General features: G+C 34.6%; 29 protein-coding genes and 1 tRNA gene. 20 read left to right on the forward strand and 10 right to left on the reverse strand.

All coding sequences use genetic code 11. From position 1 onward, the window contains the following. Window positions 1-7: 7 nt before the first annotated feature. Entirely contained in the window at window positions 8-2,125 is a 2,118-nt protein-coding gene (locus AC061C_RS02390) for a TonB-dependent receptor domain-containing protein (protein ID WP_478289870.1), read from the reverse strand. A 147-nt stretch (window positions 2,126-2,272) separates the two neighbouring features. On the opposite strand from AC061C_RS02390, the gene AC061C_RS02395 reads away from it, so the two are divergent. The 11 genes from AC061C_RS02395 to AC061C_RS02445 all read left to right on the forward strand — a co-directional run bounded on the left by AC061C_RS02395 (window position 2,273) and on the right by AC061C_RS02445 (window position 12,308). Further along, entirely contained in the window at window positions 2,273-3,661 is a 1,389-nt protein-coding gene (locus AC061C_RS02395; protein WP_478289871.1) for a DUF1800 domain-containing protein, read from the forward strand. A 10-nt stretch (window positions 3,662-3,671) separates the two neighbouring features. After that, window positions 3,672-4,841, forward strand: a complete 1,170-nt coding sequence (locus tag AC061C_RS02400) for a DUF1501 domain-containing protein (protein ID WP_478289872.1) — start codon at window positions 3,672-3,674, stop codon at window positions 4,839-4,841. 56 nt (window positions 4,842-4,897) lie between these two features. Next, window positions 4,898-5,794, forward strand: a complete 897-nt coding sequence (locus AC061C_RS02405) for a DMT family transporter (protein ID WP_478289873.1) — start codon at window positions 4,898-4,900, stop codon at window positions 5,792-5,794. 67 nt (window positions 5,795-5,861) lie between these two features. Next, entirely contained in the window at window positions 5,862-6,215 is a 354-nt protein-coding gene (locus AC061C_RS02410; protein WP_478289874.1) for a DoxX family protein, read from the forward strand. Between the two features lie 4 nt (window positions 6,216-6,219). Then, window positions 6,220-6,828: an alpha-ketoglutarate-dependent dioxygenase AlkB family protein gene (locus AC061C_RS02415; protein WP_478289875.1), complete on the forward strand. Its 609-nt coding sequence runs from the start codon at window positions 6,220-6,222 to the stop codon at window positions 6,826-6,828. 45 nt (window positions 6,829-6,873) lie between these two features. Next, window positions 6,874-7,701 (forward strand): sterol desaturase family protein, encoded by an 828-nt coding sequence (locus AC061C_RS02420; protein WP_478289876.1) that lies wholly within the window; start codon window positions 6,874-6,876, stop codon window positions 7,699-7,701. A gap of 118 nt (window positions 7,702-7,819) precedes the next feature. Further along, window positions 7,820-8,098 (forward strand): DUF2805 domain-containing protein, encoded by a 279-nt coding sequence (locus tag AC061C_RS02425; RefSeq protein ID WP_147673428.1) that lies wholly within the window; start codon window positions 7,820-7,822, stop codon window positions 8,096-8,098. Window positions 8,099-8,157: 59 nt separating this feature from the next. Further along, on the forward strand, window positions 8,158-8,502 hold the full coding sequence (locus AC061C_RS02430) for a hypothetical protein (protein WP_478289877.1): 345 nt from the start codon (window positions 8,158-8,160) through the stop codon (window positions 8,500-8,502). A gap of 1 nt (window position 8,503) precedes the next feature. Then, a complete protein-coding gene (locus AC061C_RS02435; RefSeq protein ID WP_478289878.1) occupies window positions 8,504-9,445 on the forward strand; it encodes an alpha/beta hydrolase in 942 nt (313 codons plus the stop codon). Window positions 9,446-9,498: 53 nt separating this feature from the next. Then, window positions 9,499-11,367: a M61 family metallopeptidase gene (locus AC061C_RS02440; RefSeq protein WP_478289879.1), complete on the forward strand. Its 1,869-nt coding sequence runs from the start codon at window positions 9,499-9,501 to the stop codon at window positions 11,365-11,367. 230 nt (window positions 11,368-11,597) lie between these two features. Continuing rightward, entirely contained in the window at window positions 11,598-12,308 is a 711-nt protein-coding gene (locus AC061C_RS02445; RefSeq protein ID WP_478289880.1) for a DUF4369 domain-containing protein, read from the forward strand. A 132-nt stretch (window positions 12,309-12,440) separates the two neighbouring features. Here AC061C_RS02445 and AC061C_RS02450 read toward each other — a convergent pair whose 3' ends face one another. From AC061C_RS02450 to idi, 7 genes are all read right to left on the reverse strand, one after another. After that, the gene (locus AC061C_RS02450; RefSeq protein ID WP_478289881.1) at window positions 12,441-12,905 is read right to left on the reverse strand and encodes a hypothetical protein; all 465 of its coding nucleotides are present in this window, start codon (window positions 12,903-12,905) and stop codon (window positions 12,441-12,443) included. Window positions 12,906-13,030: 125 nt separating this feature from the next. Beyond that, window positions 13,031-13,104, reverse strand: a tRNA-Thr gene (locus AC061C_RS02455). Window positions 13,105-13,182: 78 nt separating this feature from the next. After that, a complete protein-coding gene (locus AC061C_RS02460) occupies window positions 13,183-13,449 on the reverse strand; it encodes a hypothetical protein (RefSeq protein ID WP_099713324.1) in 267 nt (88 codons plus the stop codon). Between the two features lie 68 nt (window positions 13,450-13,517). Then, entirely contained in the window at window positions 13,518-14,480 is a 963-nt protein-coding gene (locus tag AC061C_RS02465; RefSeq protein ID WP_478289882.1) for a type I phosphomannose isomerase catalytic subunit, read from the reverse strand. Window positions 14,481-14,631: 151 nt separating this feature from the next. After that, the gene (locus AC061C_RS02470; protein ID WP_478289883.1) at window positions 14,632-15,090 is read right to left on the reverse strand and encodes a peroxiredoxin; all 459 of its coding nucleotides are present in this window, start codon (window positions 15,088-15,090) and stop codon (window positions 14,632-14,634) included. After that, a complete protein-coding gene (locus tag AC061C_RS02475; RefSeq protein ID WP_309757837.1) occupies window positions 15,087-15,497 on the reverse strand; it encodes a 6-pyruvoyl trahydropterin synthase family protein in 411 nt (136 codons plus the stop codon). Before AC061C_RS02475 ends, AC061C_RS02470 begins: the two co-directional genes overlap by 4 nt. A 75-nt stretch (window positions 15,498-15,572) precedes the next feature. Beyond that, the gene (gene idi, locus AC061C_RS02480; protein ID WP_417970493.1) at window positions 15,573-16,100 is read right to left on the reverse strand and encodes an isopentenyl-diphosphate Delta-isomerase; all 528 of its coding nucleotides are present in this window, start codon (window positions 16,098-16,100) and stop codon (window positions 15,573-15,575) included. A 168-nt stretch (window positions 16,101-16,268) separates the two neighbouring features. On the opposite strand from idi, the gene AC061C_RS02485 reads away from it, so the two are divergent. From AC061C_RS02485 to AC061C_RS02505, 5 genes are all read left to right on the forward strand, one after another. Then, the gene (locus AC061C_RS02485) at window positions 16,269-16,730 is read left to right on the forward strand and encodes a GNAT family N-acetyltransferase (RefSeq protein WP_417970491.1); all 462 of its coding nucleotides are present in this window, start codon (window positions 16,269-16,271) and stop codon (window positions 16,728-16,730) included. A 149-nt stretch (window positions 16,731-16,879) separates the two neighbouring features. Then, a complete protein-coding gene (gene msrB, locus AC061C_RS02490; protein WP_478289884.1) occupies window positions 16,880-17,440 on the forward strand; it encodes a peptide-methionine (R)-S-oxide reductase MsrB in 561 nt (186 codons plus the stop codon). A gap of 1 nt (window position 17,441) precedes the next feature. Further along, on the forward strand, window positions 17,442-18,053 hold the full coding sequence (gene msrA / locus AC061C_RS02495; protein WP_478289885.1) for a peptide-methionine (S)-S-oxide reductase MsrA: 612 nt from the start codon (window positions 17,442-17,444) through the stop codon (window positions 18,051-18,053). A gap of 200 nt (window positions 18,054-18,253) precedes the next feature. Then, window positions 18,254-19,561 carry an amidohydrolase gene (locus AC061C_RS02500; protein ID WP_478289886.1) on the forward strand — a complete coding sequence of 436 codons (1,308 nt, stop codon included), beginning with the start codon at window positions 18,254-18,256 and terminating at the stop codon, window positions 19,559-19,561. Between the two features lie 237 nt (window positions 19,562-19,798). Continuing rightward, window positions 19,799-20,287 (forward strand): nuclear transport factor 2 family protein, encoded by a 489-nt coding sequence (locus AC061C_RS02505; RefSeq protein ID WP_478289887.1) that lies wholly within the window; start codon window positions 19,799-19,801, stop codon window positions 20,285-20,287. A gap of 131 nt (window positions 20,288-20,418) precedes the next feature. Here AC061C_RS02505 and AC061C_RS02510 read toward each other — a convergent pair whose 3' ends face one another. Continuing rightward, entirely contained in the window at window positions 20,419-21,981 is a 1,563-nt protein-coding gene (locus AC061C_RS02510) for an NAD(P)/FAD-dependent oxidoreductase (protein WP_478289888.1), read from the reverse strand. A 70-nt stretch (window positions 21,982-22,051) separates the two neighbouring features. Between AC061C_RS02510 and AC061C_RS02515 the strand changes: the two genes are divergently transcribed. Next, a complete protein-coding gene (locus AC061C_RS02515) occupies window positions 22,052-22,291 on the forward strand; it encodes a hypothetical protein (RefSeq protein ID WP_309757850.1) in 240 nt (79 codons plus the stop codon). Between the two features lie 6 nt (window positions 22,292-22,297). On the opposite strand, the gene AC061C_RS02520 is transcribed toward AC061C_RS02515, so the two are convergent. Continuing rightward, window positions 22,298-23,116 carry a purine-nucleoside phosphorylase gene (locus AC061C_RS02520; RefSeq protein WP_478289889.1) on the reverse strand — a complete coding sequence of 273 codons (819 nt, stop codon included), beginning with the start codon at window positions 23,114-23,116 and terminating at the stop codon, window positions 22,298-22,300. A gap of 62 nt (window positions 23,117-23,178) precedes the next feature. On the opposite strand from AC061C_RS02520, the gene AC061C_RS02525 reads away from it, so the two are divergent. The 3 genes from AC061C_RS02525 to arsS are packed head-to-tail and all read left to right on the forward strand — an operon-like array spanning window position 23,179 to window position 25,345. Further along, complete coding sequence (locus AC061C_RS02525) at window positions 23,179-23,925, forward strand: DUF547 domain-containing protein (protein ID WP_478289890.1); 747 nt, start codon at window positions 23,179-23,181, stop codon at window positions 23,923-23,925. Between the two features lie 20 nt (window positions 23,926-23,945). Then, entirely contained in the window at window positions 23,946-24,281 is a 336-nt protein-coding gene (locus AC061C_RS02530) for an arsenosugar biosynthesis-associated peroxidase-like protein (protein ID WP_309757859.1), read from the forward strand. Then, a complete protein-coding gene (gene arsS / locus AC061C_RS02535) occupies window positions 24,278-25,345 on the forward strand; it encodes an arsenosugar biosynthesis radical SAM (seleno)protein ArsS (protein ID WP_478289891.1) in 1,068 nt (355 codons plus the stop codon). Before AC061C_RS02530 ends, arsS begins: the two co-directional genes overlap by 4 nt. Window positions 25,346-25,393 lie beyond the last annotated feature (48 nt).

Raw genomic sequence — 25,393 nt, forward strand, 5'->3', positions numbered from 1 at the left:
TAAAATGTTATTGCGTTATAATTCCTTCTTCTTCTTTCTTCTCTTTGTTTAATAAATTCGGGGTTTCTTTGGCCAATTTATTTTTGGTTGGAATTTTATAATTTAAGCTAAAGCCAAATTTCCTAGTGTCTTGTTTGCTGCTAATTAACAAAGGTGTTTCAAAAGCGTTGAAAGCATTCCTATTGGTATTCAATACATCATCGGCAAAAACAGAAAGTGTCAATTGGTCTTTCAAAAACTTTTTAGAAAAGGTTAAATCCAATGAATTTCTTAGCGGTTCTACTGCGATAAAATAAAAATAGTTTCCTTTTGGCACAACGTAATTATAGTTGGCTACAAACTTTATCTTTTTTGGAAGTACTATTTGCGACATGAAGTTAAACATCCAAAAACCATTGGTGTCAACATTTGGAATTTGGTGGTATTGGTAGCCTGTATACACGTATAAAAAGTTCATGGTGTCTGGATTCACATTCATTTTCATAGTTTCAGCGAAGCCTTTAGTAAACAACATATACGGAATTGGCATGCCCACACTAAAATTATGAATCTTCACTTCGGGAATATTCTCATTTGTATTGATTACTACATCATTATTAAGTGCCACTCTGTTGATCACTTGGTTCTTTGCCGAACTGATGTTGTAACTAATAAAAGCATAATCAAAGGCGCTTAACTTTACTTCGTAATTATCAAAAATCGTAGGCTGCAGGTTCGGATTACCAGAATAATCTACATTTGGGTTTTGATAATTGGTATTGTTTGGGTTCAAAGCAGAAGTGCTTGGTAAGGTGATTTTTTTATTATAATTCACATTAAAATTAACGGATGTACTAAAATTGTACTGTGCACTTGCATTAGGAAAAAAGCGGAACTGTTTGAAAGCACTCAAAGCAGCCACATCCGTTTTACCTGTTATGTTGTAATCTTCAGCACGACCACCAACAATAAAATTTATTTTGTCAAACTTAGTCTGGAATTCTAGATACGATGCAGTCGTTCTACGTTTGTATTCCAAGTTAGTGGTTCCCATACTCTTTGCATCAAAAAGCAACTCTTCGTATAATGCGCCAAAACTAATTTTCCCTTCATCCGAAAACTTCATAGGTTGTGAGTAATCAAACTTAACGTTGTATAAATTTTGATTCGATGAATTATCTAACGTTGACGTTGAACTTCCCACTGGATTCAATTGAAAATCATTCGTGTTGTTGTTGTAATTGAATTTAAATTCCAACTTTTTAGCAGCTTCTTTAAATTTTTTCTGATAGGTCACGACAGCATCTTGGCGCAAGCCCGTACTTTGAGAATCATCATTGGTGCTAAATCCTGGTCCGCTTCCTAATGTATTGCTATCATTATTGTTGTGCGTTACATCATAATTAAGCAACAAACGATCTTTTCCAATATCAAATGTGAGCGCCGATTTGATAAAATTATTTCTCCCTGTACGATCGGCATCCGTTTTAGAAAGTAAGGAATTCATGCCATTTTCCTGTTTTTGAAGAGAAGACCACACGGCGCTTTCTCTATAATTTTGGCCAAGATTTAACTGCCATCCAAAATATTTATTCTTGGCACTCAACAAAAGACTGTTGTTCATTCTCAACCGCACATCATCATAACTCGTAAAACTTGTACTGTTGGTATAGGTTGCACTCAGGTAGTTTTTTGCATTTTTATTGGTAATAATATTTAAAATTGCACCACCAGAAGTGGCAGGAAACTCTGCTCCTGGTTGTGTAATAATTTCAATTTTTTCAATTGCATTAGCTGGCATCCCTTCTAGAAAAGCGTTCAACTCATTCGTAGAAATATTCAATGGTCGGCCGTCCATAAAAACATCCAATTGTTTTCCTTGATACATCATTCCAGCAATATCTGAAGCGATTAAACCAGGTAATTTTTTGATCCCTTCTAGCACAGAACCAGTATTCAAATTGGGCTGATCGGCAAAGTTAAATATTGTACGATCTGCTTTTTGCTCTATCGCTTTTTTAGTTTTTATAATAGTAACCTCGTTTAATTCGGTTGTTTTTTCAGGAGCTTTTTCGGGAGTAGTTTGAGCCGAAAGGGTATAAAAACTGGCAAGACTCAACAAGGCAATCAATTGTATTTTTTTCATGATTTTTATATAGATATTCCATAAGTCCGCGTTTTAGTTGATATGTTACAACAAGAATGAAAAAATATCAACATCAAAACACCAATAAAGCTTTAGATTAAACCCTAGAACACGTTTTAAGTCTAACTCGTATAGCACTTTACGATTATGAACAATCACACCCTTTGGTCTTTACGACTCGGATATTCAGCGCAACAAGCGGCTACCATCAAAAAATTAGGTTTAAAAAACTTCTTGGAGCAATCCTTTGCCACTCCATTTGATGCAAACCTTCCTGATTTTTTAGAAAATAGTCCAAAAACTATCAGTGAATATAAAGAACTCCGAAATAAGCTGAAAAACGCTAGTCCAGAGCAAGTAAAGGAAATTCGCAAACAAGAAGGACAATCTACAATTGCCATGAAAGCGTGGTGGATTGAAAAAATGTATCACAATGAGTTGCCATTGCGTGAAAAAATGACCTGCTTTTGGCACAATCATTTTGTCGCCACTTCCCAAAAAGTAAAAGTGAATTACTGGATTTTTCAGCACAACCAAATTTTACGCGAACATGCTTTTGGTAATTTCAAAACCTTGACCAAAGCGATTATTCAAAGCAATGCAATGGTGCGCTATCTGGATAATGTGGACAATCGAAAAGGAAAACTGAACGAAAATTTAAGTCGGGAATTATTGGAACTTTTTACGCTTGGAATAGGAAATTACACAGAGGAAGATATAAAAAATGGCGCTAAAGGTCTGGCAGGACTCGGTATTGGAGAAGAAAACGCGGTTTATCGTAAATTTTTTGAAGAGCAAGAGAACTTTATTTACTTGGGCAAGAAAGGAAATTTCAAACTGAACGAAATGGTGGATATTATTTTTGATCAACCCAATATTCCGTATTTGATTACTCGAAAAATTTTGCAATGGTTTATTTACGATCGTCCAAAAGAAGATTTGGTGCGTTATTATGGTGACTATTTTAAAAAGATGAACTTTGAAATCAAACCGCTTTTAGAAAAAATTTTTACTGAAGAGTATACTAAAAACACTGCTGGTTCTAAAATTAAAAACCCTTTAGAATACAGTTTGCAGATCATGAACGAACTACAAATTGTTAATCCGAATACCAAACTAATAGCCTTTTTTATCAAACAACAAGGGATGGATTTATTTGATCAACCCAACGTGAAAGGTTGGGACGGTGGCAATTCTTGGTTGACATCACAGATCTTTCTGCAACGAAACAATGCTGCCGATTTACTTTGCAATGGTAAAAGTTTGAACCATGGTGCTAAAAATGAAGGCACTATGATGCGACAAAATCCCAAAAAGCTACTCTCAGTGCAATTAAATTGGAACAAGACTGGCACTAACAAGGAAATCATAAGCGAACTCAAAGACCGATTGCTGTTTGATACAGACGATTACAGTCAAGCCGATTTTGCAAAAATATTGAAATATGATTTTGATCCTAAAACAGCGGGTTCCGAAAATGCTGTGATGCGCTTGTTCAATTACATGATTAAAACACCTGAATTCCAACTCATTTAAAACTACAATTATGAACAGAAGACATTTTTTGACACTGACCGGAACCTTTACAGGAGGTTCACTTCTATTGCCTGATTTTCTGTATTCCTTCGGTTCGCAAAACAATCTAGTGATCGGCGAACAATGTGTTGTTTTTGTACAATTAAATGGTGGAAATGACGGATTAAATACATTCATTCCGTTTGAAGATGCACTCTATTATGACTTGCGTCCAAAAATTGCACTCACCAAAGATGAAGTGCTAAATGCAGCTAAAGGAATGGCGTTTCATCCTGCTTTAAAGGGATTTGCGCGTATGCAGCAAAACGGAGATCTATCGGTTATTCAAAATGTGGGCTATCCCAATCCTGCACGTTCTCATTTTCGAAGTCAAGAAATTTGGCAGACTGCTCCCACCAATCAAGAGTATTTAAATGATGGTTGGTTGGGTCGCTACTTGGATTTGCAATGCAAAGAACACCAACCTACAGCAGGTATAAATATTGACAGTATCGATAATTTAGCACTCAAAGGCGAAGAACCTAACTCGATTACTGTTAAAGATCCCAACCGATTTGTTACTAAAAACAAACTGGAAAATGACAGCCAATTATCGAATAACCCACAGTTAGATTTTGTTCGAAAAATAGCCAATTCTGTTGTAGAGGGATCTGATGACATTCAGAAAGCCATAACAAAATCAGTACCCTCGGACGTAGTGTATCCCAAAACAGGATTGTCAAAAAATCTCGAATGGATTGCCAAACTAATCAAAGGCAACTTAAATTCAAAAGTGTATTATACTTCGTTGGGAGGTTTTGACACGCACGATAACCAACTCGCCATTCATAAAAACAAGCTCACAGAACTGAACGATGCTGTTTTTAATTTTTATGAAGATTTAAAAAAAGCACAGCTGTTGCAAAATGTAACCATTGTAGTGTTTTCAGAGTTTGGTCGCCGCGTTAGAGATAACAGAAAAGGAACTGATCACGGAACAGCCGCTCCAATGTTCATCATTGGTGGAAACAACCAAGGAAAAATAATAGGTAAAAATCCTAATCTTGCTGATTTAGATCAAGGTGATTTAAAACATGATATTGATTTTAGAAGTGTATATGCTTCGATTTTGAAAAATAAATTGGACTTTGATCCTACTCGAATTGGCATACAAAACTCTATTTTGAAAGGACTTTTTTAAGTTTGCCACGAATCACTTTAAAAACCTATCTTTGCCCGCTTTTTAAAATTGAAAAAATGACAAAGAATAGTGTATTAAAAGGAGTTTTCTTAGTAGGTCTTGGCGCAACCAGTTATGGTATGCTAGCGACTTTTGTAAAAATAGCCTACGGCGAGGGGTTTACTACACCCGAAGTTACGATAGCCCAATTTGTATATGGGATCTTAGGAATGCTGCTCATTAATTTGTTTCAAAAAGCTAAAAAAGGAAATGACGTTATAAAAGCATCCAAGAAAAATATTACGCAACTAATGTTAGCAGGAACTTCGCTGGGAATGACGAGTATTTTTTATTATTTGGCCGTTAAATACATTCCCGTTTCGATTGCTATCGTTTTATTGATGCAAACCGTTTGGATGGGCGTTTTATTCGAAATGATTTTAGAAAAGAAAAGACCTTCTACCCAAAAAATAATTTCTGTTATCATCGTTTTAACAGGAACGGCGTTTGCTACGAATTTGATCCAAAGCAATGTAGAATTGGACTGGCGCGGTATCGTTTTAGGACTTTTGGCGGCAACATCTTTTACCACAACCATGTTTACCGCAAATCGGGTGGCGACAAATATTTCATCGGCACAAAGAAGTTTGTATATGCTCTTGGGCGGTGCTGTGATTGTTACCGGTTTTGCTATTGCTACACAAACAGCTCCTTTTAATTTTGAAATTTTCATGAAATGGGGAATCATCCTAGCATTGTTTGGAACTATAATTCCGCCTTTATTGTTTAATGCGGGTTTCCCACTAACAGGAATTGGCCTTGGGAGTATCGTTTCGGCATTAGAATTACCCGTTTCAGTATTAATGGCTTATTTTTTATTGAATGAAAAGGTAATTCTGATTCAATGGATTGGAATTATTCTAATCATTTTGGCAATTATAATAATGAACGTAAATTTTAAGAAAAAAGGGTAATTTCTATTTAAAACATTTGTGCTAATTTCATTTAAATTTTTATAAATTCGTTATAAATAACTTTATTATGAATTTACCTTGGCATTTATATGTGATGGCTTTTGTTTACTTTATTGCAGGATTAAACCATTTCAGAAACCCGAGACTGTACCTGAAAATCATTCCGCCTTATTTCCCGAATCCAAAATTACTAAATCACATCAGCGGTTTAGCCGAAATCATTTTGGCCATTGCCTTATGTTTTCCTGCGCTGTCCCACTATGGCGCTTGGGGAGTAATTGCTTTGTTGATTGCTATTTTTCCAACGCATTTATATATGTATTTTGACGAAAAGGCGCGTATGGGCTTGCCAAAATGGGTGTTACTCTTGCGCATGCCGTTGCAATTATTTCTAATTTTTTGGGCGTACCAATATACCTAATCCCGTGCAATCACTTTTTGAATCCCAATCAGAACCACTCATTCTTGACTTGCCAGACGCTGAGATAATTTATTATTCTCAATTTTTTGATACAGAATTGGCTGACAGTATTTTTGCTCAACTCACCCATGATATTCCTTGGCAGCAAGATGATATTAGAGTATTTGGAAAAATTCATCCGCAACCTCGTTTGACCGCTTTATTTGGAAATGAAGGAAAACCGTATTCGTATTCGAATATTACGATGCAACCGCATCCATGGAATTTGCTGTTGCAAAAGCTAAAAACACAAATAGAAGCTGTCGCACAAACCACTTTTACAACCGTATTACTTAATCAATATCGCGACGGAAAAGACAGCAATGGCTGGCATGCTGACAACGAAAAAGAATTAGGTATAAATCCAATAATTGCCTCCTTAAGTTTTGGTGCAGAGCGAACGTTTCAACTAAAACATAATACTATAAAGGACCTAAAAAAAAGCATTGTACTGCAACACGGAAGTTTACTATTAATGAAAGGTACTACACAGCATTTCTGGAAACACCAAATACCAAAAACCGCAAAACCTATTGGTCACAGAATTAATGGTACTTTTCGGGTAATCAAATAATTATTTCTATAAAAAGTATTAAATTTGAAATAAATATTTTTTTTTATGAATGACATCATAGCTTATTTTTCTACTATTCCGTCTTCCCATAGAAGCTTAATTTTAGTGGGTGGTATCACTTTTTTTTGGTTGATTGAAAATGCGTATCCACTTTTTAATTTCACGTATAAAAAATGGCATCATGCAAGCATTAACATCTTCATGACGATTACCACCATTATTGTCAACTTTTGTTTGGCTTTTATATTATTACAAACCGCTGATTGGACGATTGCTCATAATTTTGGAATTTTACAGTGGCTGCCAGCGTTACCTGTTTGGTTGTACGCTTTAATTGGGTTGTTATTGTTGGATTTAATTGGAGCCTATTTAGTGCATTTAGTCGAGCATAAAACCAAAGTCTTGTGGCGTTTTCATTTGATTCATCATACGGATACTTGGATTGATACCACAACTGCCAACAGGCATCATCCTGGAGAAAGTGTTATTCGATTTACGTTTACCGCGATAGGAGTTTTACTTATTGGAAGTCCGATGTGGTTGGTTTTCCTGTACCAAACCTTATCCGTTGTGGCTACGCAATTCAACCATGCTAATATTTCGCTTCCAAAAAAAGTAGATACTGTTTTAAGTTATTTCATAGTCTCGCCAGACATGCACAAAGTCCACCATCATTATGTTTTGCCCTATACAGATAGTAATTATGGCAATATATTTTCTATTTGGGACCGTCTTTTTGGAACTTTTATGACCCTCCCAAAAGAGGAAATTATCTATGGAATAGATACCCATCAGAAGCCAGAAGAGCACAATGAACTTAAAAATTTATTAAAAATACCCTTTCAAAAAAAGCAACAAAAGGAAATTAATTAAATTATAAAAAAAAATCCCTTTTTGAGAAAAAGTATTATTTATTTTTCTTAATATTGAATGTAATTAAAAAATGCAATTTATTAATCATTAACAACTTATTTGAATTAATTTTCACGTGATGAAAAAGAGTAACCGAAAAGAATTGAACTGGGAACAAACAGAAAAACTTGTTACGATGGCTTTAGAAGAAAAAAATCCTTTTGAAATCATCAAAAAAGAATTTGGTTTAGTCGAGAAGGAAGTTCTTGAAATTATGAAAAAGAAAATGCCCGCAGAAAAATTCGAAATGTGGAAGAAAAAAGCGGCTGCGAATAAACCCAAACCAAAACCAGTTAAGATTGATGATTTTGATGAAGATTTAGATGGTAAATATTACATAAAAAATAAATTAGATTAAACACAAAACTCCTGATTTTTAGGAGTTTTTTTGTTTTTTAACTAATACTCAAATTAATTATGGTCTCAATAACAGCCACCGAAAACGAATTTATTTTTGATATCCTAGGCAGTCATAAATTTTGGGCTTTCGAAAATAAGATTAGGGTACCAAAAGAAAAAATTATCCATGCGTATCAAAGTAAAGACGAGTTTACTTTTTGGATTGGTTGGAAAATACCTGGAACTCAAGTACCGTGGGTGATTACAGCAGGAACGTATATAAAAAAAGGAAAACGAAATTTTTGGGACGTTTGCAATAAAAAAAATGCAATCATTGTTGAGCTAACCGATTCCTATTACCACAAATTGATTATCGAAGTTGAAAATCCAGAACTCGTAATGCAACAACTAAACGCTAAATAACATGAAAAAAATACTAATCCTTTTACCGCTACTTTTTGTATCATTGGGATATTCTCAATCTAAGACTGAAATTTTCAAAAAGGAGGAAATTAACATCAACACCTTACTAAAAGGTTCGTTATACACTCCATTAAAAAATTCAAAAAAAGAAACTCTTGTCATTTTGATTGCAGGTTCAGGACCAACAGACAGAGATGGAAATCAAAAGAATGTAATCAATAACTCGCTGAAATACCTTTGTGAAGGCTTAGCGCAAAATGATATCGCAGCATTTAGCTACGACAAACGCATGTTTGCTCAAATATCCTTAGGAACTCTTAATGAGGCTACTCTTTCATTTGAAGATTTTATCAATGATGCGAAAGCCGTTTTTACCTATTTCAAAAACCAAAAAAAATACAATAAAATAATCATTGCAGGTCATAGCGAAGGATCTCTCATAGGCATGATTGCTGCCAATGATAATGCTGATGCCTTTATTTCTATTGCCGGTCCTGGAAGAACTATTGACGCTGTTGTTGTCGAGCAAATAGAGAAACAAGCTCCCTTTTTGAAAGAAGAGGTGCTTAAAAATTTTGAAATACTAAAAAGCGGAAAAACATTTGAATTGAAAAATGAAATGCTTGCTTCGCTTTTTAGGCCAAGTGTGCAGCCTTATATGATTTCGTGGCTCAAATACAATCCACAAGACGAAATCAAAAAGCTTAAAATTCCAACTTTGCTTCTTAATGGAACTAAAGATTTACAAGTTAGTGTGGGCGAAGCAGAATTACTAAAAAAATCAAAACCAGATTCAGAGCTGGTTATAATTGATGCTATGAATCATGTTTTTAAGGAGATAAAAGGAGATACTTCTGAAAATATGAAATCGTACAACGATCCAAATCTACCGATATCAGCTCAATTACTGAATACAATAACGCGTTTTATAAAAGCGTTATAGCTGTAACTAATTATCACTTTGTACGACTGATACACAAAATAAAACAAATTAAAATGAAAAGAATATTTTTAACGTTAGCATTTGCTTCGGTATTGTGGAGCTGCAAAACGGCGAGTACTGCAACAAATAACTCGAAAACCGACACTAATCTAGTACAAGTTTCCATTAATTTGAATGATGTAAAAGAAGACAAAGTATTGGTAACCATTACTGCACCAAAAATAACCACCGAAGACGTAACGTATAGTATTCCTAAAATTGTTCCTGGAACCTATTCTATTGATGATTACGGGAAGTATATCGAAGAATTCAAAGCATTTGATAGCAAAGGAATCGCATTAATAGTAACTAAAACCGATGACAATACTTGGAATATCAAGAATGCAAAATCATTGGCAAAAATTACCTATTTGGTAAACGATACCTTTGATACAGAAAAAGGTGGAGGTTTTGGTCAAAATGATATTTTTTCACCAGCAGGAACCAACATTGATGCCGGAAAAAACTTCATGTTAAACATGCATGGTTTTGCTGGTTATTTTCAAGATAAAAAAGATCTTCCGTACCGCGTGACTGTCACTCATCCTGAAACATTATGGGGCGCAACTTCAATGACCGATCTTGATGCTAGTGCAACATCTGATGTGTTTACCACTGCACGTTACGCTGAGTTAGTAGAGAATCCAATCATGTATGCAAAACCAGACTATACCACTTTTACTGTTGATGGAATGGAAATTTTAATTGGTGTGTACTCCCCGTCTGGAAAAGTGACAGCTGAAAGTATCACTCCAGAAATGAAAACAATGATGATCGCCCAAAAAACCTTTTTAGGAAAAATAAATGCGACAAAAAAATACACCGTGCTACTTTATCTTTCAAGCATGACCCCAACAGACGCGAAGGGTTTTGGAGCCTTAGAACACCCAACGGCAACCACGGTGGTTTTACCTGAAATGATGCCTAGAGAGGAATTAGTTAAATCAATGAAAGATGTCGTTTCACATGAATTTTTTCATATCGTTACACCATTGACCATTCATTCTAAAGAAATCCATTATTTTGATTATAATTCACCAAAAATGTCAGAACATTTATGGATGTACGAAGGAGTAACAGAATATTTTGCCAATCTTTTTCAAATCAATCAAGGATTAATCCCTGAAGAAGAATTCTATTCGCGCATGGCTGAAAAGATTGAAAATGCAAATGCCTTGAATGATACTATGCCATTCACTACGATGAGTGCAAATGTATTGACAGAACCGTATAAAGCACAATACTTGAATGTATACGAAAAAGGCGCACTTATTGGTATGTGCATCGATATCATTATCCGAGAAAAAAGTAATGGTGAAAGAGGAATTCTTGATTTGATGCAAAAATTATCCATTGAATATGGTGTAGCTAAACCATTTGATGATGCTGACCTTTTTGCAAAAATAACTTCCTTTACCTATCCTGAAGTAGGTGCGTTTTTAGCTACTTATGTTTCAGGATCAACTCCAATTCCGTACCAAACGTATCTTTCTAAAGTAGGCGTTACAAAATCAATCGAAAAAGTACCTGGGAATGTATTTCTAAAAGGGCAATCACCATACATAACTGTCAATCAAGCGACCAAAGAAATTATCGTTCTTCCAAATATAGAGTTGAATGTTTTCTATACCAACCTAGGATTGAAAGGTGGAGATATTATAGTATCGATCAATGAAAAACCGTATTCATTGGATACTATCTATGAAATGATAACGGAAAGCACCAACTGGAAAGAAAATGATGCGATTACTGTGAAAATAAAACGCGATGGTAAAGAGCAAATCATAACCGGAACAGTAAAATTCCCGTATGAAGAGAAAGAAGGTCTTAAGGCTACAGATGCAACCAAAAATACTTTAAAGGATGCTTGGTTGAAATCTTAATTTCAAAAACTGTTAAAAGAAATACCAATTTTAGACTGCCCCCAAAAAGTTAGACACTATTTGGGGGTATTTTTTTTGAAAATTGAACGCATTAGCAAAATCATTCCAACAATTTTCTTTATTTTGCACCACAATAGTAATGACTAGAAAATAATAGCGATGGAATCGCAAAATTTAAAATTAATCAAAAAAATAGCGAAACCTTTGCTTCTCAAACAAATTAACTAAACATGAAAAAATCGATTATTGCATTTGTCACACTTATTCTTTTGGCCTCTTGCAACAACAATACATCAAAAACCAACTTACACATTACGGGAAATATTAAAGGACTAAAAAAAGGTACTTTGTATATCCAGAGAATCCTTGATAATAAATTAGTTGCCATTGACACTATAAAAATGGATGGAAACTCCTCTTTTGAAAGCAATTTAGACCTTAAATCTCCAGAAATGCTCTATTTATTTTTGGATAGAGGCGTAACCAATTCCTTAGACAATAATTTACCATTTTTTGCTGAACCAGGAAACATTACTATTGAAACAAGTTTAGATCGGTATTTATCTGATGCTAAAATTAAAGGATCAAAAAATCAGGAAATATATGAAGAGTATAAAAAAATCAATACTCGTTACACAGACGAAAATCTTTCCTTAATTGAGCAAAAATTCAATGCCATCAAAAGTAAAAACACGAAAAAGATTGATAGCATCATCATAAGACAAGATTCAAATATCAAAAGAAAGTATTTATTTGCCACTAATTTTGCACTAAATAATAGGAAATTTGAAGTAGCGCCTTTTATCGCACTTTCAGAAATATACGATATCAATATCAAATATTTAGATACAATACAAAAATCAATGTCTCCCCAAGTAGCCAATTCATTATATGGAAAAAAGCTAACACAGTATATTGCAAGTATTAAAAGTCAAAAATAGAAAGCGCAGTCTGACTTTTCCTTTTCCTTATTTAAAACAAAAAATCATCTTGATTTCACAAGATGATTTTTTTGTTTTAAAACCCAAGCAATACTTAAAGCACAATAAAACAGAATTAGATATAAATACAAATTACATGCTACCCATTGCTGCACCACCAATAAACGCGATAATGATCATTAAAAAGTATAAAGAAAAAATAACTATCGTCATTATGCCAATAAACTTGTAATGCGATTTTAAGTATTGAAATGAAACCGTCAATTTATCGGAATCGTTTGTTGCACATGCGATTTTAGCATTTGAAGCAAACTTGTTTAAATAATATACTGGAAAAAAATAAAGAGCGGCGAGGAGTAAATAAACGACAGCCATGATTATTCCAAAAGAGCTGCCCATACTGCTCATGGCAGGATTCATTTTTCCCATTGCAGAGAATAGTGTACCTGCAAATAAACCTGCAAGAACTATAAAACCAATTCCTACATACCCCAAAATGGATAAAAAATAAGCCCATTTCGCGGTCTCTTTCAAAAAGTCTTTTGCAGACTCGTTTAGTTTCATTTCTAAATTCTCAGTAATTGAATGCTCTTCCATAATTTCTTTTTTTAGTTAGTCATCAAATTTAACATAAAAAATAGGACATCCAAATAAAAAGAATTTTATTCATGTAGTACTAAAAACAAAAAACCATCCCGGATGAAAGGGATGGTTTTATTAAGAGCCGGCGGAGGGACTCGAACCCACGACCTGCTGATTACAAATCAGCTGCTCTAGCCAACTGAGCTACGCTGGCGACTCATTACGGGTGCAAATATAAGTCTGAATTTCTATTTTGCAAAACAAATTCAAACTTTTTTTGCTTTTTTTTTGACTACAATTCGTTGATTTTAGCAATCAATTGATTAGCAGTTTGTTCCAATTCAACATTGATTTGTTTGAAATGTGCTTTTTTATTTTCAACTTTTTTTGCATTCACTTTTGTGATTAAAGCGTCAAAAGCAGCGATAGCTTCATCAATTAAATCATTAGTTTCAGTTGTTGGTTTTCCTGTTGTAGAAATTTCGAACAAGTAAACTGCTTCAATAATATCTCCTAAAACGTAGTTGATGTCTTTTTTTAAATTTTTAACGTTTGCCATTTTTATTTTTTTAAAATTTGAATTTTAATTTGCGTCTGCAAAAGTACACATAATCTTTCTATTACCGACTATGAAATGTAAATTTCTAAAATGGAAGCTTTTCCACTGAGAATGAACGCATTCATTGCCGCAGGAATCAAAACCGTATCTCCTTTTTTATATTGCGTTTTTGAGCTACTATATTCCAGTTCAAATGCCCCTTCTGTACACATATAAACCGTAAAGGATTTAGCAGATTTAGAAATAGAAATCTGTCCGTCTAAAGGAATAAAATTAGTCGTAAAATAAGGACACTCGACAATTTCGTTTGAACTATTTATTTTCTTAGTATACTCTTTCTTCGTTTCGACTTTATCATAATTGATAGCTTCCAAAGCTAAATCAACATGTAATTCCCTTGTATTACCATTGGCATCTAGCCTGTCAAAATCATAGAGACGGTATGTAATATCCGAAGTTTGTTGTATCTCAGCAACCACTAATCCAGCACCAATAGCATGAACGGTTCCTGTTTCTAAAAAGAAAACATCACCTGATTTCACTTTTATATCGTCCAGAATAGAAAGTAAGGTTTTGTTTTCTAGATTTTCTAAATACTCACTGGCATCCGATTTTTCTTTGAAGCCCACAATTATTCGGGCGTCATCATCAGCTTGCATGATATACCACATTTCTGTTTTACCAAAAGAATGATGTCTTTTTTTGGCCAACTCATCATTTGGATGCACTTGTATGGACAAATCTTCGCGAGCATCTAAATATTTGAAAAGCAACGGAAATTGTTTTCCAAATCTAGTATAAACTTCAGTTCCCAAAATTTCGACCGGTGCATTATCAATAATAGCAGTCAATGATTTGCCTTTCCATGCTCCGTTTGCAACAACACTTACATCACCTTCAACAGTAGACAACTCCCAACTTTCTCCAGTAATTGTTGATGTTATTGGTTTATTAAGTAGTGTTTTTAGTTTTTCACCTCCCCAGATTCTTTCTTTGAAAATGGGTTCAAATTGTAAAGGATAAAGTTTCATTCAGATGATTATTTTGAATTTGTAAGATATAAAAAATCCATATTATTCTCGAGAATATAGATTCTCTTTTTACAGAAATCAATAAATGACCAAAAACAAGGCATAAATTGAAATCTATCAGAATAGCCTTCAAGTAGATTTTTACTATAAATTACACTAATTTTTTAATAGCTTCCAGCGCTTTGGGAATATGTTTTGTAGCCAGCATACTATCAAAAATCATTTGAATCACTCCATTTTTATCAGTGACATAGGTAACTCTTCCCGGCAGTAAACCGAACATTCCCGTGGGAACACCAAAAAGTTTTCTAATTTTTTTATCTGAATCTGACAAAAGAATAAAAGGTAGTTTGAATTGTTTAGCAAATTTTTGATGGGAAGCAATAGTATCACTACTAATACCTATTACTTCTGCCCCAAGATCCTTAAAATCTTCGTATAAATCTCTAAAACTACAAGCCTCAGCTGTACATCCTGGTGTATTATCTTTTGGATAAAAATAAATCACAAGCGGCTTTTGGCCTACTAGGGTTTTACTATCAAATTCACTCCCTGTAGCATCTTTAGCAATAAAATGGGGAATGGTATCCCCTACTTTTAGTTCTTTCATTCTCCTTTATACGTTACAAAATTTCTAGGGGTTTCATATAGAACCACTTCTAGTTCAAATTCTGGTTTGATTCTTTTTCTGATTTTATTCCAAATAACGACTACTATATTTTCGGCAGTTGGATTCAAATCCTGAAACTCTGGCACATCCAGATTTAAATTTTTATGATCAAATTGATTCTCTACATCTTCTTTAATAATGTCGCTTAAAAACTTTACATCCATAACATATCCTGTTTCGGGATCAATCTGGCCAGTAACACTAACTATTAGTTCATAGTTATGACCATGAAAATTGGGATTATTACACTTCCCAAAAATCGCATCGTTTTGTTCCCATGTCCAATCCTTGCGGTGTAATCTGTGAGCCGCATTAAAATGGGCTTTGCGCGAAATAGTAACTTTCATGATATATAATTTAAGATTGCGATGCGTTAGAAAATCTATTTGTAATGTTCTGTTATTGATTTTTTAGCGACAGCGCTATATTTTGTGGTCTTCTAGAAAATGATAAAACTCATCGAAAATAATTTTGAACCAAACCGTATACAAAGCCGGATGTGTCTCCATATCTGATTTTACATCTTCAATTTTCATCCACTTCCAGTCTTCTACTTCCTCCCGATTTATATTTGGTGCATCGTCATAATACCCAATCATAACGTGATCAAGCTCATGTTCTGTTAAACCATTATCAAAAGGAGCTTTATAAATAAAATGAAAAAGCTCTTTGAGTTCTGTATTAAAACCCATTTCTTCAAATAAACGACGACTTCCTGCTTGAATATTAGTTTCTCCATCGCGCTGGTGACTACAACACGTGTTGGTCCACAGCAATGGCGAATGGTATTTTTGACTGGCGCGCTGCTGCAACATAATTTCATTTTTGCTGTTTAAAACAAAAACTGAAAAAGCACGATGTAAAACTGCTTTTTCATGTGCTTCGAGTTTAGGCATCAATCCGATTTGCTCATCGTTGTGATTAACTAATATTACGTTTTCTTCTACCATAGTATTCTTTTGCTGATCAAAAATACAAAAAAGATTATTAGAGACGGGGGCTTTAACGTTCTGTTTCGAATTGTTGAAGTGAATTTATTTTGTTGCTAATCTAAGCAAATTCAATGTTTACTTTCAAAAGTTTTTTTTGTAATTTTAAATACTATAACAATCAATAAGATGCACCAAATAATCATTCGAAAAGCACATCCAAACGATTTAGAAAAACTCCTTGAATTTGAACAAGCAATTATTACTGCCGAACGTCCTTTTGACCCCACTCTAAAAGCAGAAAAGATACATTATTATGACATCGAAAAAATGATTTCAGCACCACATATACAAATAGTAGTTGCCGAAATTGATCTGGAACTCATAGGCTCTGGATATGCGCGAATAGAGGTCGCGAAACCTTATTTGAATCATCTGAACTATGCCTATTTAGGATTTATGTACACAGTTGCTAATCACAGAGGAAAAGGAGTAAACGCTAAAATTATTGAAGCGCTCAAAAAGTGGTGCATTCTTCAGGATGTATTCGAAATGAGACTGGATGTATACAACGACAATACTTCGGCAATAAAAGCCTATGAGAAAGTAGGCTTCAAAAAACACCTTATCAATATGCGAATGATTGTATAATTATAAGGCTTTGTTAATTCTAAATCCAGAACTGTATTTTACCCGTAACTAACGTTAGTTAAAACTTACTTAAATAACTATTAATTTGCAAAGTAGGCGACATTTTTTGTTTCAAAATCGCTTTACATTTGTAGTATAAAAAGAAAATTATGAAAACAACAAGATATTTTTTAAGCCTATTATTTTTACTTCCTTTATTCATGTTTACTGCCTGTGGACAAACGAAAAATAAAAAGGACAGTACCGAAAAATCTATAGCAATGGGAAATTCAATCAACAAACCAGGGAATCCATATTATTCCAATACAGACACTAAAAAACTGAAGGTTAGTGATGCCGAGTGGAAAAAGATTTTACCCGAAGATGTTTATGAAGTATCCCGTAACGCAGATACCGAAAGACCTTTTACAGGAAAATATTGGGACACCGATGAAAAAGGAACGTATTACTGCGCCGCTTGTGGAAATAAACTTTTTCGCTCAGGGGCTAAATTTTCGAGCAATTGCGGTTGGCCAAGTTTTTTTGAACAAGACAGTAAAAGCAGCGTGGTGTACAAAACAGACAACTCTCTTGGAATGGAAAGAATCGAAGCCCTTTGCGGAAGATGCGATGGGCATCTAGGACATCTTTTTGATGATGGACCTGCGCCTACTGGCAAAAGATATTGCATGAATTCTATCGCACTTGACTTTATACCAGATACCAAATAAAATGAAAAAAGTATTGCTACTGTGTTTAATAACCGCTACTAGTTTATTTGCACAAAAACCTGCAAACAAACAACCCAATTTTGAAACCATTACGCTAGCGGGAGGTTGTTATTGGTGTGTTGAGGCCGTTTATGAAAATTTAATTGGAGTAAAATCAGCCGTGTCTGGTTACGCTGGAGGTAAAAATGCTAATCCTAGTTACGAAGATGTTTCTACGGGAAGATCGGGCTATGCCGAAGTAGTGCAAATAACCTATGATAAAAACGTCACAAATCTTGATGAAATTTTTAAAGTGTTTTTCACAGTGCATGATCCAACTACACTAAACCGACAAGGTGCTGATGTAGGAACACAATACCGTTCTGCTATTTTTTTTAAAAATGATTTACAAAAAAAAGCAGCACAATCGGTTATTACTGCGATGAAAAAAGCAAAAATTTATGACAGCGCAATCGTAACCACATTAGAACCACTTACTAAATTTTACAAAGCGGAAGACTACCATCAAAATTACTATGTAAATAATAAAAGTCAACCGTATTGCCAAATGGTAATCCAACCTAAAATGGAAAAGTTTGAAAAACTTTTTAAAAGCCGATTGAAAAAAAAATAAAATACCAAACCAACGCCTTGTCCTTTAAAACATGGCGTTTTTTTTTGCTCATAAAAAAATTAAATTACAGTAATCTTTCATGCGACTGAAAACTTTAAAATTTTGTTATATTTGTTTAAATCGAAGTCAATTGACAGCCCTTCAAACTGAATTTCAGTAATGTAAATTGACATTAACCAACCAAAACCACCTTTCAATTCATGAAAAAAATCATTCTTTTCACAAGCATATCGTTATTCTCCGTTATTGCATCTGCGCAAAACACAGCGCTCAAATCTAAAATTGACACAAAAGCAGCATCATTAGAATCCAAAGTTATTTCTTGGAGAAGAGACTTTCATCAAAATCCAGAATTAGGAAATCGCGAATTTAAAACCGCTGAAAAAATTGCTGCACATTTGCGCAGTTTAGGTATCGAAGTACAAACCGGAATCGCAAAAACAGGTGTTGTAGGTATTTTAAGAGGAAGCAAACCAGGACCAGTTATTGCTCTTCGAGCAGATATTGATGCGTTACCCGTAAAAGAGCGAGCAGCAATTTCTTTCGCTTCCAAAGTAGAGGGAGAATACAACGGAAAAACAGTTCCTGTAATGCATGCTTGTGGTCATGATACCCATACTGCAATACTCATGGGAACTGCCGAAATTTTAGCTTCTATAAAAAGCGAATTAAAAGGGACTGTGAAATTTATTTTCCAACCAGCCGAAGAAGGTCCTCCCGAAGGTGAAGAAGGAGGAGCAAAATTGATGGTTAAAGAAGGCGTTTTGGAAAACCCTAAAGTCGAGGCCATTTTTGGTTTGCACATTAACGCTCAAACCGAAGTAGGCAAAATAAAATACCGTTCACGTGGTACTATGGCGGCTTCGGACTGGTTTACCATAAAAATAAATGGAAAACAAACGCATGGCGCCTATCCATGGTTGGGTATTGACCCTATTGCTACAGCAGCACAAATCATCATGGGAATTCAAACTATTGTTAGCCGAAATATAAATCTTGCAGAATCTCCAGCAGTGATCAGTGTCGGACAAATAAACGCTGGAGTAAGAAGTAATGTGATTCCCGAAGAACTAATTATGACTGGAACCATTCGTTCTCTTGATGTTAAAGTTCAGGAAATGTTGCATGCTAGATTAAAAAAAGTAGTAACGTCTATCGCTGAAAGTGCGGGAGCAACTGCCGAGGTTAACATAACAAACCAAACACTTATTACATACAATGATCCCACATTGACGGAAAAAATGATCCCTACACTTGAAGCTACAGCCGGAAAGGAAAATGTTTCAATTACTCCTGCTGTAACTGGTGCTGAGGACTTTTCTTATTATCAGGAAAAAATTCCAGGTTTGTACTTTTTTCTTGGTGGTGCCCCAAAAGGCAAACCAATATCGGAGACAGCGCCGCATCACACGCCTGATTTTTACATCGATGAAAGCGGTTTTCTGTTAGGAATGAAAGTATTATCCAACTTAACAATTGACTATATGGAAATGCAATCCAAAAAATAACAACTAGCAATTTTTAGAACTATCGATATTAAAAACAAAATAGTTACATCGCCAGTTCGAGCGCAATCGTGAACGAAAAGTCAATGTAGACTTATGATTCATCAAGGGCAGCCAAAAACTAGTTTTAAACATTTTTAATTACAAGGAGTAAAATTATTTGATAATATGGTACTCTCAATTGATACTTTTTGAACCTTATATTTTTTGCCATCTACCATTTTCATAAAAAAGCGAACTATGACACAGATTAGATCTTTCTTTAAACATAAAATACTTTTTACACTAGCGTTACTCTGTATTCAAAATATAGCAACCGCTCAAGAAAAGAAAGTTGCCCCTACATCTAATGAACTGTATCGAGAAATAGAAAAAATGGACGAGATTATGTTCAATGCCTTTAATGAAAAAGATTTTGAAAAATTTAAATCTTCCTTCACCAATGACTTAGAGTGGTTTCAAGACAATGACGGATTGTTAAACTATGAAAAAGTTTTTACTAATTTTTCCAATATGTTTAAAAATGAAAATAGACTAACGCGAAAACTTGTCAAAGGTACACTCGAAGTACATCCCATAAAAGACTACGGCGCAATTGAAACAGGAACGCACGAGTTCCGTCATATGGAAAACGGAAAGGAAGAAATTGGAACCTTTAAATTTCTTATGATTTGGCAAAAAAAAGACAATCAATGGAAGATTTCAAGAGTGGTGAGTTACGATCATTAGCGTAAAGCCCAAATTATTTTGTCACTTTCAAATTGAGTTTAATAGTCAAAAATAGTTGGTAAAAACCTTTCTAGCCACCATGAAATATGATGTTTCCAAAAGTTTATTGAAATTCGTTTCAATAAACTTTTTTATTTGTTCAAAATAGCTCCAATCATCAGTGCACATTTTTCTCCATCAATAGCTGCCGAAATTATTCCGCCTGCATAACCCGCTCCTTCACCACAAGGGTACAGGCCTTTTATTTGAATATGTTCATACGTTTGTGGATCTCTTGGAATACGCACCGGTGATGAAGTTCTAGATTCTGGTGCATGAAGTATGGCTTCATTTGTCAAATAGCCACGCATAGATTTTCCAAATTCTGTAAATCCTTCACGTAATATGTTTGTTAAAAATTTGGGGAAAACCGCTCCCATTTCAACTGAAGTGGTTCCGGGCACGTAAGACGTTTTAGGAATATCTGAGGAAACTCTCTTTTGTGTAAAATCGATCATACGCTGTGCAGGAACTTTTTGACTTTCCCCAGCCAAATGCCATGCATTTTGTTCAATACTTTTTTGAAATTCCATTCCAGCTAAAGCACCAAATTTGGCAAAAGGTTTGAAATCTTCTAACTGTAGCTCAATGACGATTCCAGAATTAGCGGTAGCCTGATCCCTTTTAGACGGCGACCAACCATTGGTCACCACTTCTCCGGGACTTGTTGCACAAGGTGCAATAACGCCGCCTGGACACATACAAAACGAATACATTCCCCTACCTCCTACTTGCTTCACGATTGAATATGGTGCCGGTGGCAAATAATCGCCCCTATAATCACAACTGTACTGAATGCTATCTATCAACGTTTGTGGATGTTCTGCTCGTACGCCCAAGGCAAAAGGTTTGGCCTCAATAAAAATTTGTTTTCGATCTAATAATTCAAAAATATCACGAGCTGAATGTCCCGTGGCTAAAATCAGTTTATTAGCAAGAATTGTTTCTCCGGTATGCGTAACAATACCCTGTACCTCATTGTTTTTTACTAAAATATCGGTCAAACGGGTTTCAAATAAAACCTGTCCGCCACATTCAATAATTTTCTCTCGAATATCTTGAATGATTTGTGGTAATTTATTGGTTCCAATATGTGGATGTGCCTCAATCAAGATATCTGGTGAAGCGCCAAAAGCAACAAACAGTTCTAAAACCCGCGTAACATCGCCTCTTTTTTTAGAACGTGTGTATAATTTTCCATCAGAATACGTTCCTGCGCCGCCTTCGCCAAAACAATAATTAGAATCTTCATTGACAAGATGATCGACATTAATCGCTTTCAAATCTCTACGACGTCCACGTACGTCCTTTCCACGTTCAACCACAATTGGTTTTAACCCCAGTTCAATCAATTGCAAAGCAGCAAATAATCCTGCAGGCCCAGCTCCTACAACAAGTACTTCTTGAGCATTTGTTACATTTTTATACTCTGGTATATTTATTTTTTCTTGATTTACTGTTTCTCCAATAAAATATACATCTGCTTTGATGTTGAACTTAATTGCTTTTTGACGGGCATCAATAGAGCGTTTTAAAATTATAACTTTTTGAATTTCCTGCACAGAGGTATTGAAAAACTTTGCAACATAATCATTCAATAATGATTCATTATGAGCTACTTCTGGTGATACTTGGGTTTGAAATACGCGAGGCATAGTACGATTTTTGGCAAAAATAGTAATTTGAAAATTGTTATCGTAGTTTTGCCATCCAACAACAAATAAAATGTCTAGAAAAATAAAACTTATTTGGGATTTTCGTGGGCCTGCCTCAGCGAAAACAGCAGAACACCACGAAATTCATTTGAAAGAATATATTGCCATTGAAAAGCTGCCATTGAACATCACCGGTTTTGAAACGCAAGGCGAAATGCAAGCCATTGCTTTCATGGTAGTAACTGATGATCATATGATCCAAGTTCGCGATGCCTTAAAACCACATCGGGGCGAATTGTATCAGGAATAAATTGTTTTATAGCTTTTGAATAGTTTCAAAAAACAATTGACTCAATTTGGCATCAGCCATCCCAGCAACCTCCATTATTTCAGGGATATTAACGGGTTTTAAATTATCTGGATCACATTCATCTGTAATCACACTTATCGCTGCACATGGCAATCCTAGTTGATTCGCCACAATAACCTCTGGTGTGGTACTCATACCTACCATATCTGCGCCTATAAAACCCAAATACCTGTATTCTGCTCTAGTTTCTAATTGAGGTCCAAAAACAGAAGCATACACTCCTTTTTTTAGATTTACGTCTAAGTTTACTGCTTGCTCCACCAAAATACTGTTCAATCGGGCGTTGTATGGCGCACTCATATCTGGAAAAATACCACCGAATTCAAAACTATTCAAGCCAGAAAGCGGACTGCCTCCTTGTAAATTGATGTGATCATCTAGCACTATTAAATCTCCTTTTTTGAAGCTTTTATTGATTCCACCAGCCGCATTACTCAAAAGTAATTGTTGAATTCCTAATTTTTGCAAAACGCGAATTGGAAACGTTATTTGTTGCAAACTGTACCCTTCGTAAAGATGGAATCTACCTTGCATCACAATAACTTTTTTAGAACCTATCGTTCCATATAATAATTTCCCCTTATGAAATTCTACTGTAGAAACTGGAAAGTGTGGGATTTCAGCATAATCAATGGTCTGTTCGACCTCTAAATAATCTAAAAATTTACCTAGCCCTGTGCCCAAAACGAGACCGATTTCTGGATTTAATATTCCTTTTGAAACCAGATAATCAGCCGACTGCGAAATTTGTTCTAAATATGTCATACTTTAAAAAACTATTGTTGGTAAATTTCGTAAATATTAATAGATTTACAAAAAAACATTCTATGAAACATCTAGTAATATTATTTTTTTTCACACAAATGGGTTGGTCTCAAACCACAGATTATGTTAGAATTTCACAAAAACTTATAGAATCTTTAAAGTCTAAAGAAACTAATACGAAGGAATATATAGACATTATTGCTAATGCAAATGAGGAGGAGTTAATCAAACAATTAAAAACTGATGATTTAAAAAAAGCTTTTTTCATTAATGTGTACAATGGTTTTACCAATTATTCTTTAAGAAAAAATCCAGGACAATATAAAGACAGAGGAGCTTTTTTTAAATCGGAACAGTTTACTATAGCAAAGAATAAAGTGAGCTTAGACCTTATTGAACATGGGTTCTTGAGAAAATCGAGTGTTAAATTGAGTTTGGGTAAATTGAGTAAAATTTTCCCGCCCCAAATAGAGAAAAAATATCGAGTCGACAAAATCGATTACAGAATTCATTTTGCTTTAAACTGTGGGGCAAAAAGTTGTCCACCCGTTTCTGCATATGACCCAAAAAACATAAATGAGCAATTAGACAAGTCAACAAAGAGTTATTTAATGACAGATGCTAAATACGACAAGACGAAAAATATTTTGTTTGTGCCTTCATTAATGAGCTGGTTTAGAGGTGACTTTGGCAATAAAAAAGGAATTTTAAAAATTTGTAGTGACCTAAAAATCATTCCGAAAGAGGCAGATCCAAAGTTAGAATACAATGATTACGATTGGACTTTATATTTAGAAAATTTTAAATAATAATAAAAATAATAATACTTATGGACAAGAATTATTACAATTCAGACGATTTAAAAAAATTTGGTAACATAGTCGATTTTCAAAAGGAAATGGGCGAAAAATTCTTTGGGTATTACGGTGAAGTTTTCAAAGAAGGCGCCTTGACAGCCAGAGAAAAATCATTGATTGCTTTGGCAGTATCCCATGCTGTTCAATGCCCGTATTGTATTGATGCTTATAGCTCTGATGCTTATGAAAAAGGATATAGTGAGGCTCAAATGATGGAGGCGGTTCATGTTGCAGCAGCCATCCGTGGTGGTGCAAGTTTAGTTCACGGAGTTCAAATGATGAATAAAGTTAAGAAAATTAGTTTATGAGTGAATTTAAAAAAATAAAACTGAAATCTTTAAAAGCCAACTCTAATTCGTTATCTAAAGCAGCCAATCAAATTATTATTTTAGAACAAAATCCAGAGGAGTTCACTCCATTTAGAACGAAACTAAATGAAATTAATTTGAATCCTTTAGTGCCAACATCACTTGAAGTTTTTCAGATTAATTTGGGTAAAATGTGCAACCAAGTTTGTACTCATTGCCATGTAGATGCAGGTCCCGATCGTAAAGAGATCATGACCAAAGAAACCATGGAAATAATTTTAGAAATTTTAAAATTAAATCCTAATTACAAAGTGGTTGATATGACGGGTGGCGCACCAGAGATGAATCCAAATTTTAGATGGTTTGTCGAAGAAATTAGTGCACTAGGCATTCAAATGTATGTAAGATGCAATCTAACGATCATCACCGCCAATAAAAAATACAATGACTTACCGGAATTCTTTAAAAAACACAATGTAGAAGTAATATCCTCTTTGCCCTCTTACTCTAAAGATAGAACTGACAAGCAACGAGGTGATGGTGTTTTTGAAAGCTCCATAAAAGCATTAAAAATGCTGAATGAAGTAGGATACGGGAAAGAGGCTTCTGGCTTAACATTAAATTTAGTTTACAATCCTGCAGGTGCTTTTTTACCTCCAGATCAAAATGCCCTCGAAAAAGAGTATAAACTTGCACTTGAAAAAGATTTTGGTATTGTGTTCAATAATTTATTTGCGATAACCAATTTACCAGTATCTCGTTATTTGGATTACTTAGTCTCCTCTGGAAATTTTGAAGACTATATGAGTAAACTTATTGACGCTTTTAACCCAACAGCCGCATTGAATGTGATGTGTAGAAATACCATTTCTATTGGGTGGGATGGCTATATTTATGATTGTGATTTCAATCAAATGCTTGAGTTAAAAGTGGCTTGCAGAGATTCCCAACACATTTCAGAATACAATTCCGATTCGCTATTAAATAGAAACATCATTGTTAGCAATCATTGTTATGGTTGTACGGCTGGCTCTGGAAGTAGTTGCGGCGGTGCAGTTGCTTAATTAATAGCAACTAAAAAAATATAAGTCAACCTAAATTAAATCAAACAA

This window comes from Flavobacterium sp. GNP010 (assembly GCF_056428945.1).